Source organism: Lutibacter sp., from assembly GCF_033723435.1.
Lineage (GTDB): Bacteria > Bacteroidota > Bacteroidia > Flavobacteriales > Flavobacteriaceae > Lutibacter.
Window position 1 is genome coordinate 1 of the sequence record NZ_JAWVXC010000015.1, and the last position, 13,372, is coordinate 13,372.

A 13,372-nucleotide genomic window follows, 5' to 3' on the forward strand; every position below is an offset into this window, starting at 1 on the left:
TGTACTTTCCTGAAATAGGTTGACTAAAAATTAGACAACTTAAACAACGAAAGTATGAAAAAACAAAAACCACCCTGTCGAAAAATATCTTATGAAAAAGTAGGTTACGATTTAAAATTACTCATTATTGATCAAGTCCAAAATGGTAGAATATCTATCAATTATGCTGCTAAAAAATACAATGTTTCTAGATCTTCAATAGACTATTGGTTAAAAAAATATAGTACTTTAGAGCAAAAGAAACTGGGTATGAGTAAAAAAGACGAAATCAAAAAACTAAAAGAAAGGATTGAAGAACTAGAGTTTGTAAAAGACTTTCAGCAAGATATAATTGCGGATATGGAACTAATTACTGGAGTGGATTTATCAAAAAAGTCATTGCCCAAAACATTAGCCGACGAGATTCAAAAAAAGAAACAAGACCGTTTAAAAGAAAATGGTTAATCGAGTGTTTTGGGATAAGCAAACAAGCATTTTATAAGCGCTTAAGATCTCATCAAAATAAAATAAATCAGGAACAGATATTACTTCAGTTAGTACACGATTGTCGTAAACAAATTGGATTAAGAACTGGTGGTATTAAACTGTATCATTTACTTAAAAATCAAATGGAACAGCATCAAATACAGATGGGAAGAGATAAGTTTTATCGTTTTTTAAAACATTACAACTTACTGGTTCCTAAAACTAAACGTCATTTTATAACCACAAATTCTAAACATCAATTTTATAAACATAAAAATCTAGTTAAAGACAAATCTCCTACAAGAGCTGAACAGCTTTGGGTAAGCGATATAACCTATATTAAAACTCAAAAAGGACATAGTTACTTGGCGTTGGTAACCGATGCGTATTCTAAGCAAATTATGGGCTACAAATTAGCTTCACATATGAAAGTATCATTATGTACCGATGCGCTTAAAATGGCTATTAAAAATCGTAAATACCCACATCAAAAACTAATTCATCACTCTGATAGAGGTATTCAATACTGTAATCCAGGTTATACCGAGTTTGCAGAGCAAAACGGATTAACCCTAAGTATGACCGAACAATATGATCCTTACGAAAATGCAGTAGCCGAAAGAATAAACAGAACTTTAAAATATGAATATGGTTTGAAACAACAAATAAAAAATACTAACTTAGCTAAAAAGATTGTGAAACGTGCTGTGGATATTTATAACAACCTAAGACCACATTTAAGTTTAGATTTATTAACACCAAATCACGTGCATTTAAATCAAAATATAGACTATAAATGTTATCGAAGGAATAAACAAAATTTACAGTATTTGACTATTTAAGAAAACGAATATTAACAAAAAAATGGTCAACCTATATCAGTATAATACATCTGTAAAAATGGAAGAAAATAAGATTATTAAAATTTCCCTAATCTCAATTTTATCCTATCTTATATTTAAAGATATATATCAGATTCTATCTCAATTATTGAAATGGTTGAGTTTTAAATTACATATTGAAAATGAATTTATTTGGAAATTTTTAAGTTTGACAATTGGGGTATTATGTTTATGGTTATTAATTATCTTATACAACCTATTTTTAAATAAAGAAAAATTTCATTTAAAAGAAATTTATATATTATCTATTGCATTACTAATACTTAATTCAATAGTTGCAGGTATAAATTTTTTATCTGGAGCATACTTTTCAGATATAATCTTTTACCCTTCTAGAGAAATTTTTCTTTCTAGATTTGAATGGACAAAATTTATAGACAGTATGATTTCCTTGTTCGGACTGATAATATTCTTATGGAAAATAAGAAAGAATAAAAAAACAGTGGCTAACAACTCATAAAATTTATGCTTAAATTTGATTTAGTACAAAACGACAATAATTCTAACAAACCGATTTGCTACGTTCGAAAAATCTCCGATTTTCCAAACGCACAAATCTTATAAAAATCCGTTGCCTGTAATTATGAAAACTGAAATATCCAAGAATGATTAACACATAAAAAAACAGAATAATAACCTAAAAAAACAAAAAAATGAGTGAAAAGATTTTAAAAGAAATTGTAAGTGAATTAAGTTCTATTTATAGTAATATTCCGAGCGAAGCAGACTTATATGATATTGAGAAGAAACTTGACAAACTGATTGATTTAGTAGCTAACCAAAATGAAATTTCTGAAAGAATAGCAAATTCTTTAGATAACATTTCTGACAATATTCCACAAGAATCTGGAGTTAGCACTTCATTGATTGAAAGTAGATTAGAAAGTGTTTGGGATAAATTAGATGATATTGGTGATACTTTAAATGCAATTCAATTTAATACAGGGAATTAAAAAGAATTTTAATATGGATGTTAAATTTGATTTAGTAAGAATTGGTAACGCTCGAAAAAATTATACTTCTGAAAAAATTCTAAAACAAAATGTTGACTTATTGAGAAAAAATATTCGTGAATTATTAAGAAATGAAAATTGTAGTCATAAAAATAACAGAGAAGATATTACTATGATTGTTCCAGCGAGAGGATTTAACATTAAAATAAGATTACAAGATGTTAAAGATTATCACATCAGAAAACTATTGAGAGATAAATTCCCTAATTCTATGTACAAAGGAAAACTTGATACAATTTTAGATAATTCGAATAATCGAGTTTTTAGATAAAATAATAAACTACAGGCAACAATGTACATAAAAAATAGCTTCATTTAGTAAAATAGAATGTTTCAAAACCTAAAAAATATTAATTTTAAACATCGGAAAATATCGTTTTCAAAAACGCTACTTTTCATGTACTAACCCGTTGCCTTTAACTGTGGAGAAAACTCAGATTAAATTAAGAAAGGGTAGTTTTGGTAGAAAAGTAAGACTAGAAAATTTACTTAATGAAATTGAAAAGGATTAATATTCTTAAAGAATAGAACAAATGCTTCAAGGAATATAAGAGAAGTCTTAAGGAATAGTAAAGCAGTCTTAAGGAATGCATGAGAAGCCTTAAGGAATGGAAAAGTAGTCTTAAGGAACGCATGAGAAGTCTTAAGGAATGGAAAAGTAGTCTTAAGGAACGCATGGGAAGTCTTAAGGAATGGAAAAGTAGTCTTAAGGAATGCATGAGAAGCCTTAAGGAATGCAAGAGCAATCTTAAAGAATGGAAAACGATTATGAGAAATAGCTAATAAAGATTAAACTATGAAAAAGGGTTTAACCAAAACGACAAAAAAACAGCTAAAAGGCAACAATGCATATAAAAAATTGCTAAATTTGGATACCTATGAAAAATTGCGAAACCAAAACAAACAAATTATATTATAGGAAAAGTACGCTTTCACAAGCGCTACTTTCCATATTCTAAAACGTTGCTAGTAATTGCGGACAAAAATTCATCTATGAAAAAAAAAGACATACCACTGATTCTAATATTTTTAAGTTTTATTTTAATTGTTGCTAACATAATTAAAACCGATTATCACACAATTGGATTTTGGTTACGAGTTTCTTCAAGCCTTCTTTTAATTATAGGAATGTATTTGATTATCCGAAACCGAAAAAAAGAACGTTAATACAACTAAATTGACTATGATAACATTTATAAAAGAATTGAACAAAGCCCAAATTGCAGGAATAATTATTGCAATAATTGCGAGTGTTTATGCAATGCTTAATGAAAATGAGAATTTAGACACAGTTGCTGGAGTAATTACAGCTATTGGAGTTTCATTATTAATTTTAGGAAAAACAAAATTTAAAAAATAAACAGATTAAATATTGAATCGAAAAAGCTCAATAAACCGAATTTAAAATCTTAAATTTAAGAAATAATGACTAAAAATAACTTTGCGAAAGATGAACCTTTATTTTTAAAGATTATTTATTGGATTGGAATAATTTGCATTTTTATTCATCTTTTTGACCTGAAGATTTTTGACAATAAATTTGATAAAATATTTGCGATAATTGGTTATAGTGGAATGTTTTTATTCTTAATTAGAATGTATATTTTTAATAAGAGAAACGGAATTTATTAATTTAACAAGTATGACTAAAAAGCAACAACTAGCAACACCGCGCATAATTTATGCTTACATTTAAACTAAATATGAACAAACTAACAAACAACGCACGATTTGCTACGTCCGAAAAATCTCCGATTTTCCAGTCGCACAAATCATGCTCAAACACGTTGGCGTGCATTCAGAAAAAATGAAAAAGAAAAAAGTATATTATCTAATTCTATTATTATGTTTAACAATTTCATTGATAATCTTTTCTAATTATTCAATCGAGAAAAATTCGAGAAATAAAACTTATTTTGACTCGTCACAAATAGAAAAAAATAAAGTAGGACTTGTTTTAGGAACTTCTAAAACGTTAAAAAACGGAACGATAAATTTATATTTTAAATATCGAATAAATGCCACTGTTGAGCTTTTCAATAAAGGAAAAATTGATTTTATCTTGATAAGCGGAGATAATGGGAATGAAAACTATGATGAACCTTCTGATTTTAAAAACGAGTTAATAAAACTTGGAATACCTGAAAATAAAATATTTTTAGATTATGCCGGATTTAGAACGCTTGATTCAGTAATCAGAGCAAAAGAGATTTTTGGGCAACAGAGTATCACGATTATTTCCCAACAATTTCATAACGAAAGAGCTATTTATTTAGCTGAGAAAAACGGAATAAAAGCAATTGGATTCAATGCTCAAGATGTGTCAGGTAGATATGGAATAAAAGTTAAAATCAGAGAATATTTAGCAAGAACAAAAGTATTTATTGACATCTTATTTGGAGTTAATCCTAAGTTTTTAGGAGAAAAAATTGAAATTAAGTAAAACGACACGCCAACAATGCACATAAAAAATTGTTTAATTGAATAAAATAGAATGTTTCTAAAACAAAAATATATTAAATTTAAACATCGGAAAATTGCGTTTCCAAACTCGCAACTTTTCATGTCCTAAACCATTGCCAGTAATGTGAAATCACCCTAAATGGATATTCTAAACTCAATCAAAGAACAGATATCATTAATAAAGAAAAGGACAAATAAAATTGACCTTTCCGACCTTATTGTTCATTTAGAAAGAGCAGAATATTTCTACACACAAGGAAAAGAATCCCAAGATGACAACTTTTTTACAGATGTAATTTATAGAACAAACCAAGTATTTGAGGGAGCATTAAGAGAAGCATACAAAGTGCTGTCAAAACAAGAAAAAAAGAGAGTTAATACGTTTGAAATAGAAAAGTATTTTTCTTCTAATAAAATATTAAACGATAGAGTTTTACAATTTTTCACTGTCTATCGCCAAAATTGGAGAAATGAATCTGCACACAATTATAAACTTTTCTTTAATGAAAGTGAGGCCCTTTTAGCCATTACAAGTGTATCTTCATTTGCGTATGTATTAATAAATCAAATTTTGGAAGTTTTAGCTTTTCAAATAGAAAAAACAAAAGACTTTGACACTAAAGAATTATTGAAAATCACCAACAATAAAAATGTAGAATTAGAAGATAAGTTAATATCTCTTATAAAAATATTTATTGCGGAGAATAAAGAGATTATTACTAACGAAAACTATAAGGAATTTGAATTTATTGGTTTATTTAACGGTTTTTTGAGTTCATTAAAAAATAGTGAATTTATTATCCAAAGAGAACCAAAAATAAAGACAGAAAGCTCACTTCAAATTCCAGATATGATTATTGGATTAAATGAAATTAATGCAATTATTGAGTTCAAACGAAAGCGATTTGAAAAGACAAAAGATTTAGATAGAAGTCAGTTAATAAAATATTTATGGAGTACCGAAATCAAAATAGGAATCATTTTCTATTATAACCTTGAGAATATTGAGGAAGTTAAAATTGAAAAAAATATTCTGACTGACTATGACGAAACCTATAAAATAATTGAGATTTATTAAAAAAACACTACTGGCAACAACGTGTATAATTCATTGCTTCTGATTTTCCTTTCGAAAAATCCTCTCGCTGAATAATTGCCTGTTATTTTTTATTAAATTAGTTGCTTAAACACGCAACGAAATCATGCACAACCCGTTGGCAACAAGCAGAAAAATTACACAAATGAAAAAGATTTTAATAATATTTATTCTGATTTTATCACAACAGATTATTTCTCAAACTCAAGGAGAAACGAATGAAAAAGCCAAAATCGATTATGTTAAAACGGATAACAAATTAAACTCAATTTATAATCAAATCTTGACAGAATATAAATCCGATTCGTTGTTTATTCAAAATCTGAAAAAAGCTCAACGAATTTGGGTCGATTTCAGAGATGCAGAAGTTGAGATGAAATATCCTTCGATTGACAACTCCGAATATGGAAGCGTATTTCCAATGTGCAGATGGATGTACTTGACAAACCTGACTGAAAATAGGATTGAAAAATTGAACGAGTGGATTATAGGAATTGAAGAAGGAGATGTTTGCAAAGGTTCGACTAAACAGAATGATTAAAAGCCAGTTGCCAACACCTCATAAAATTTATGCTTGCATTTAAACTAAATAACAAACCGACAAACATTCAACTAACGATTTGCAACGTCCGAAAAATCTCCGATTTTCCAAACGCACAAATCTTATAAAAATCCGTTGGCAGCAACCTGAAATGAAAAACTATAAATGAAATATACAGAATTTAAACCTAATGAAATATTATCTGATTATATACAATTGATTTGGATTGCTGAATCTGAATCAGCAACTGAAAATTATCCAAAAGAGAAAATTTTACCGGATGGAATTGTGGAAATTGTATTTCATTTTGCTGACCCATTTGTGACTTACAACACTCAAGGTGAGAAAAAGAAACAATCCAAAGGATTTGCCATTTCTCAAATGAAAAATTTTGTTGAAATAGAATCTGATGGAATTATTGGTTTTGTTTCTGTTCGTTTTTATCCTTGGGGAGCCAATCATTTTTTTGGTACACCTATAAGTGGTTTTTTAGACGACAGTATAGATATTGCACTTCTTTGGCCAAATGATTTTCAAAATATTTTACAGGCTATACAAAATGTCTCCAATAATAAAAGAATAAACATAATTCAAAGCTTTCTTGAAGAACAATTGAAAAAACACAAAAAAGAAACAAAAGAAATAGAAACTGCAATTAAACTAATTCGAGAATCAAAGGGAAAATATACGATTGAAGATTTGTGTAAAAAATTACATATTCATCACAAGAAATTAGAAAGAGGATTTGTAAACACTATTGGAACAACCCCAAAAATGTTTTCCAGAACTACCCGATTTCTTCACTTATGTCATCATTTGGTTGAGTACGAAAATTTAACATTGACACAATTGGCACACAAAATAGGTTATTACGACCAAGCCCATTTTATAAAAGATTTTAAGGAATTCTCTGGAATAACACCAACAGAATATTTTAAGCAGCAAAACATTTGCTTCGCTGAATTTTAAAAAGTCTAATTTTTACAATTTTACTCAAAACCAAAGTATTAATTTTACAGTTAATTAAAAACTAATTATATGAAAAAAATATTTGTATTATTTTTAACTACAATTCTTCCAATTGTTGGCTTTAGTCAAAGTAAGTTCGCCAAATTTGATTTCTTAATTGGTAATTGGCAAGGTGTAGAAACAGGAGTTTCTGGCGATGGTATTGGGTACAGAACATATAACTATGAGCTTGGTGAAAACTATATTGTAGAAAAAAATCAATCCACTTTTCCAAAAACAGATAAAAAACCAAAAGGAGAAGTACACAAAGATATTGGTATATTCAGCTACAATTCCAACAAAAATGAATTAATTTACAGGTCGTTTAACATTGAAAACTTCACTAATATTTTTGTGCTTAATGAAAGTGAATCGACTGATGCAAAATATGTTTTTATCACTCGTGAGATAGAAAATAATCCTGGCAATTGGAAAGCGAGAGTAATTATAGAGAAAATATCGGACACAGAATTCAAGGAGTTTTTTGACATTGCAATGGATGGTGAGAACTTCCAGCCATTTTTACAAAATCATTGGTATAAAGTAAAATAATAAAAGGCAGCTGCCAACACCTCATAAAATTTATGCTTACTTTTAAACTAAATAACGAACCGATTAACATTCAACAAACGATTTGCTACGGCAGAAAAATCTCCGATTTTCCAGTCGCACAAATCTTATAAAAACTCGTTGTGCTTCATGCCGAATAAAATATTGCAAAAAACAAACATTTAAGAATTAAACAAATAGAATGCTTTTTAACTCCATTGACTTTGCTGTATTTTTGCCGATAGTTTTTTTCCTCTATTGGTTTGTGACAAACAAAAACCTCAAACTTCAGAATTTTTTAATTGTTGGTTCGAGTTACTTGTTTTATGGTTGGTGGGATTGGAGATTTCTATCATTGATATTATTTAGTACTATTGTTGACTATTCAGTTGGACTCTTACTTTCAAAAGAAAAAAAGAAAAAGAAGAGAATAGTTTTACTTTGGACAAGTATTGTAATTAATCTTGGTTTTCTAGGCTTTTTTAAATACTACAATTTCTTTCTTGACAATTTTGTAACAGCATTTTCGTTTTTCGGTTCTGAAATAAAAGAAAGCTCATTAAATATAATTTTACCAGTTGGAATTAGTTTTTATACTTTTCAAACATTGAGTTATACGATTGATGTTTACAAAAGAAAACTTGAGCCAACAAAAGATTTTATTGCCTTTTCTTCGTTTGTAAGTTTCTTTCCTCAATTAGTTGCTGGACCAATCGAAAGAGCTAGTAATTTATTACCACAATTTTACAAGAAAAGAATTTTTGATAACAGCAAGGCTGTTGATGGATTATACTTAATAATTTGGGGGCTATTTAAGAAAATTGTTATTGCTGATTCATGTGCAATATATACAAATGAAATTTTCTCTAAATATGAGAGTATGAACTCATTAAGTTTATTAATAGGAGCTATCTATTTTGCTTTTCAAATTTATGGGGATTTTAGTGGATATTCTGATATTGCAATTGGAACTTCAAAACTATTTGGAATAGATTTAAAAAGAAATTTCGCTTTCCCTTACTTTTCTAGAGATATTGCCGAATTCTGGAGAAGATGGCATATATCTTTGTCTACTTGGTTTAGAGATTACTTATATATACCTCTTGGAGGCAGTAAAGTTTCAAAACTACTAAGTTTTAGAAATATATTTATTATTTTTCTTGTTAGCGGATTTTGGCATGGTGCCAATTGGACTTTTATAATATGGGGGATTTTAAACGCTTTATATTTTATACCCTTATTTCTAACAAATAGAAATCGTAATAATTTAGATATAGTTTCTAAAGGGAAAATAATCCCTAGTTTTTATGAGTTAATTTCTATGATAACTACTTTCTTTTTGGTAATTATAGGCTGGATATTTTTCAGGGCAGATACAGTATCTATTGCAATTGATTACATTAAAAAACTATTCTCCTTTAATTTTGAAAACGGATTACAATATTTATCAATTGAAAGGTATACTCCAGAATTAATGATATTAATTTTGTGTTTTGTAATAGTAGAATGGAATTCAAGAGAAAATGAACATCCTTTTTTTGGGAAATGGTTAAACTTTAAATTAATATTAACTTTAATAGGTATAATTACACTTGGTGTTTATTCAAATGTTACCGATTTCATATATTTTCAATTTTAATCATAATGAAACAATTTCTTAAATATATAATTTCTATTTCTATTTCAACTATAGCATTACTGTATTTATGCGATTTTATATACACACAAGTATATATAAATTCAAATCCAAGAAATAAATTACAATATATATTAAATACTAAAAACGAAAGTTTTGATATTATTTTTATAGGATCATCAAGAGTAGCTAATCACATTGACACTAAATTATTTGATAGTTTATCTAATAAAAAAACAATTAATTTAGGAGTTGAAGGAGCTGGATTAAATGATAATTTACTACAATTAAAACTTCTTATAGCTAACAACAATATTTCAAACGTTTTTTTACAAATTGATTCCAATTTTGAATATGATAAACCTTCAAATATAGCAATCTCAGAAGCTATGCCTTTTTTAAATTACAATAATATTATTAATACTCACATTAAAAAATATTTCAATAATTTCGAAAAATTAGAATATATTCCCTTTTATAGATACGCAATAAATGACCCTAAAATTGGATTTAGAGAAATGTTTTTTTCAGTTGCTAATAAAAAACCAAGAACTAATCCGAGTATTGGGTTTACGCCTAAATTTGGAAATAAACTTCCATTAATTGAAAGTAGTTTACCTAAAACAATCAAGCTAAAAAATATTATACTAGATGAAATAACTGACATTTGTCGAAAAAATAAAATTCAATTAACTTTATATATTTCTCCTTATTGTAGTAAAACAAAAAATATGAGATACATCGAGAAATTAATAACTAAAGTTCCAAATCTGATAGATTTATCAAAAGGATATGATGATAAACTATTTTTTAATTGTGGTCATTTGAATAATCAAGGAGCAAAGATATTTACGACTAATTTATATAATGCAACGAAAAACAAAATAAAAAGTTAAAGCACGAAAGCACAACAATGCGCATAAAAAATTGCTTATTTCTAACTAAATATGATATTTAAAACAAATAAAAAACATAAATTTAAACAGTGGAAAATTGCGTTTTCAAACCCGCAACTTTTCATGCTCTAAACCGTTGGCAAACATATGATGAATAAGTCTAAATATTTAATCTTATTGATATTATCCTTTTTACCTACAGTGAGTTTCAGTCAAGAAATTGAAGAATTTAACTGTGTGGATAAATTTGAATCAATTGAAACTGGAATTGATTCTCAAAAAACTATCTCATACAAAATAATTTCTTCAAAAAAATTGTACACAGAAGAAAGCTTTGAATATAGTAAAGGAATAATTGTAATAAATGATTTAAAGGAGGGATTAAGTACTAAAGAAATTGCAAAGATTTTTACGACTATTGGAGTTGAGAATAATTTAAGCGAAATTATTGCCTTCAAAACTTGTAGAGCTATTGAAATATATTTTCAAAACCCAGAACCAACAAAACAGGAAATTGAATATTTAGAGAAAAATTTAATTATTAAACTTAATCTAGGCATTAATGAATCATTGAGTAAAAAAGAGAGAAAAAAGAATAAGAAAAAGAGGGATTTTATTGAGTCTGTTTCAATTGAAATTTGCGATAATTTGTCAAAATATAAAAATGAAAACTTTAGTCAAGAGAAACTTTTAAATGCTATGGTTCAGAAAATGTCTGAAAATGTTGAGAAAATGATGAAAGTTTATGATTTGTCATTTGAAGAAAGTTCAGAATTGTTTATGAAAGATTTGACATTTTATTTAATTGATAATTGTAAAATTGTAAGTGAATTTGCAAATAGAAAAGATTAATACGTTTGCCAACAACTCATATAATTTATGCTTACATTAGTACAAAAATTGACAAACAATAATTCTAACAAATCGATTTGCAACGTCCGAAAAATCTCCGATTTCTCAGTCGCACAAATCTTATAAAAACTCGTTGGCAAGCATTAAGAAATGACAATAAATATTTGAATGTATTACAAATCAATTAAAATAAAAGGATACAGAGGTTTTGTAAATCAAGAAAAACTTAATCTTGCTCAACCAAATGGTGAAAATGGTTCAGGACTAACAATTGTCGTTGGACCAAATAATAGTGGGAAATCGACTATTTATGAATCATTCAGAGCAATTGCTCAAAACCAAGAACCTTCATTCACAGAAGGAAAAAGGAATAAAAAAGCTGGAGATCAAATAGGAATAATTCTTGAAGATTTCGATGGAAATACAATCCAATTAAAGACATCTGCAGGTGGAGGAAGTGAAACAGAATTTGTTGAAAATGGCATTAAAAAAAAAGAACTAAAAATTTTCACATTACCATCTAGAAGAACCTTTAATCCGTTCTTTCATAAAGGTACGTGGAATAGAGATACATATATTGGCCAATCAAATTTACCATCAATAAGAGGTAAAGAATTAGAAAACTTTAATCATAGGATTTTCTCTCTACAAAAAAATCAAAAAGAGTTTAATGCTATTTTGGAAAAAGTTATAACTAATATGCCTGAATGGTATATAGACCAAAATGACATTGGAAATTATTACATAAAATTCAATTACAATGGAAGCTATCACAATAGTGACGGTGTTGGAGAAGGAATAATTAGTGTTTTCACAATCGTGGATACATTATATGATTCAGAGCCTGGAGACACTATCATAATTGACGAACCCGAACTTTCATTACATCCATCTTTACAACGCAGGATGTCTAGGTTAATTGAAGAATATTCTAAAGATAGACAAATAGTTATTTCAACACATTCACCATTTTTTATTAATTGGGAGTCGATAATTAATGGAGCAGAATTATCTAGAACTGTAAAACACGAAGATATTACCTCAATTAATTATTTGACAAGAGAAAGCGTAGATGAAATTAAAACTTTACTCAAAAATTTTAATAATCCTCACATTTTAGGAATTAACGCTAACGAAGTATTTTTTTTAGATGACAATATAATACTTGTTGAAGGACAAGAAGATGTGATATTCTTCAAAAGAATACAAGAACTAATGAATATCCAATCAAACATTCCATTTTTTGGTTGGGGAGCAGGAGGAGCCAGTAATATGGACAAAATTCTTGGTGTATTAAAAGATTTAGGATTTAAGAAAGTATCGGTAATATTTGACAACAATGTTGGGGAGATTAAAACTCAAATAGAAGATAAATTTCCAGATTACAATATAGAAGTAATTCCTACTGACGATGTTAGAGACAAGTCTGAAATTAAGGCAAAACCCGAGATTAAAGGACTAATTGATAGAGGAGGAAAAACAATTGTTGAGGAACACAAGGAATCTATACAAAAAATGTTTGAAAATATTGAAAAATACCATAAATAACGCTTGCCAACAATGGCTATAAGTAATTGCTTGTTCTCGCCTACTTCTGAAAATCCTCGCGGATTTTCAGTTTGGTGTGTACTTGCAAAGTTAGGTGCTAACCCACGCAACTACTCATAGCCGAGACCGTAAGCCATTAAAAAATAACTATGAAAGAGTTTTTAAAAAAGATAAAACTAATCGAACATTTGACAACCGAAATTGAAATTCCAAAGAATGAGTTTGTTTCAATATTCAAAAAACATGTGGACGAAGGAAGTACTGGAATATTTTCAGATACTTTTGATATTTTTTCATCAAGTAAAAATGAATATAAAGGATACGTAGGATTAGATGGATTCAAAATAAAAAGAAGAAAAAGGTTTTTCGATATGAATATGAATTTATCCGTTGCAAATGGAAA

Annotated in this window: 17 protein-coding genes; all 17 read left to right on the top strand. The window is 27.9% G+C overall.

The window, feature by feature from the left end; all coding sequences use genetic code 11:
- Positions 1-54 precede the first annotated feature (54 nt).
- On the top strand, positions 55-444 hold the full coding sequence (locus tag R3342_RS13150) for a helix-turn-helix domain-containing protein (protein WP_318940821.1): 390 nt from the start codon (positions 55-57) through the stop codon (positions 442-444).
- 14 nt (positions 445-458) lie between these two features.
- Entirely contained in the window at positions 459-1,307 is an 849-nt protein-coding gene (locus R3342_RS13155) for an IS3 family transposase (protein WP_318940837.1), read from the top strand.
- Between the two features lie 22 nt (positions 1,308-1,329).
- Positions 1,330-1,827 (top strand): hypothetical protein, encoded by a 498-nt coding sequence (locus tag R3342_RS13160; RefSeq protein WP_318940822.1) that lies wholly within the window; start codon positions 1,330-1,332, stop codon positions 1,825-1,827.
- A gap of 193 nt (positions 1,828-2,020) precedes the next feature.
- Positions 2,021-2,320 carry a hypothetical protein gene (locus R3342_RS13165; protein WP_318940823.1) on the top strand — a complete coding sequence of 100 codons (300 nt, stop codon included), beginning with the start codon at positions 2,021-2,023 and terminating at the stop codon, positions 2,318-2,320.
- A 13-nt stretch (positions 2,321-2,333) separates the two neighbouring features.
- Positions 2,334-2,651, top strand: coding sequence for a hypothetical protein (locus R3342_RS13170; RefSeq protein ID WP_318940824.1), 318 nt, complete (start codon positions 2,334-2,336; stop codon positions 2,649-2,651).
- Positions 2,652-3,373: 722 nt separating this feature from the next.
- Positions 3,374-3,547, top strand: coding sequence for a hypothetical protein (locus tag R3342_RS13175; RefSeq protein ID WP_318940825.1), 174 nt, complete (start codon positions 3,374-3,376; stop codon positions 3,545-3,547).
- Positions 3,548-3,563: 16 nt separating this feature from the next.
- The gene (locus tag R3342_RS13180; RefSeq protein WP_318940826.1) at positions 3,564-3,740 is read left to right on the top strand and encodes a hypothetical protein; all 177 of its coding nucleotides are present in this window, start codon (positions 3,564-3,566) and stop codon (positions 3,738-3,740) included.
- Between the two features lie 447 nt (positions 3,741-4,187).
- Entirely contained in the window at positions 4,188-4,823 is a 636-nt protein-coding gene (locus tag R3342_RS13185) for a vancomycin high temperature exclusion protein (protein WP_318940827.1), read from the top strand.
- 159 nt (positions 4,824-4,982) lie between these two features.
- Positions 4,983-5,921 (top strand): hypothetical protein, encoded by a 939-nt coding sequence (locus R3342_RS13190; protein ID WP_318940828.1) that lies wholly within the window; start codon positions 4,983-4,985, stop codon positions 5,919-5,921.
- A 124-nt stretch (positions 5,922-6,045) separates the two neighbouring features.
- Entirely contained in the window at positions 6,046-6,480 is a 435-nt protein-coding gene (locus R3342_RS13195) for a lysozyme inhibitor LprI family protein (protein ID WP_318940829.1), read from the top strand.
- A gap of 165 nt (positions 6,481-6,645) precedes the next feature.
- The gene (locus R3342_RS13200; RefSeq protein WP_318940830.1) at positions 6,646-7,449 is read left to right on the top strand and encodes a helix-turn-helix domain-containing protein; all 804 of its coding nucleotides are present in this window, start codon (positions 6,646-6,648) and stop codon (positions 7,447-7,449) included.
- Between the two features lie 69 nt (positions 7,450-7,518).
- On the top strand, positions 7,519-8,040 hold the full coding sequence (locus tag R3342_RS13205) for a hypothetical protein (RefSeq protein WP_318940831.1): 522 nt from the start codon (positions 7,519-7,521) through the stop codon (positions 8,038-8,040).
- A gap of 199 nt (positions 8,041-8,239) precedes the next feature.
- Positions 8,240-9,676 carry an MBOAT family O-acyltransferase gene (locus R3342_RS13210; RefSeq protein WP_318940832.1) on the top strand — a complete coding sequence of 479 codons (1,437 nt, stop codon included), beginning with the start codon at positions 8,240-8,242 and terminating at the stop codon, positions 9,674-9,676.
- Between the two features lie 5 nt (positions 9,677-9,681).
- Positions 9,682-10,569 carry a hypothetical protein gene (locus R3342_RS13215; protein WP_318940833.1) on the top strand — a complete coding sequence of 296 codons (888 nt, stop codon included), beginning with the start codon at positions 9,682-9,684 and terminating at the stop codon, positions 10,567-10,569.
- A 147-nt stretch (positions 10,570-10,716) separates the two neighbouring features.
- Positions 10,717-11,421: a hypothetical protein gene (locus R3342_RS13220; RefSeq protein WP_318940834.1), complete on the top strand. Its 705-nt coding sequence runs from the start codon at positions 10,717-10,719 to the stop codon at positions 11,419-11,421.
- 168 nt (positions 11,422-11,589) lie between these two features.
- On the top strand, positions 11,590-12,969 hold the full coding sequence (locus tag R3342_RS13225) for an ATP-dependent nuclease (protein WP_318940835.1): 1,380 nt from the start codon (positions 11,590-11,592) through the stop codon (positions 12,967-12,969).
- Between the two features lie 188 nt (positions 12,970-13,157).
- Positions 13,158-13,372 (top strand): hypothetical protein (locus R3342_RS13230; RefSeq protein ID WP_318940836.1); only part of this gene is annotated, 215 nt, incomplete at its 3' end.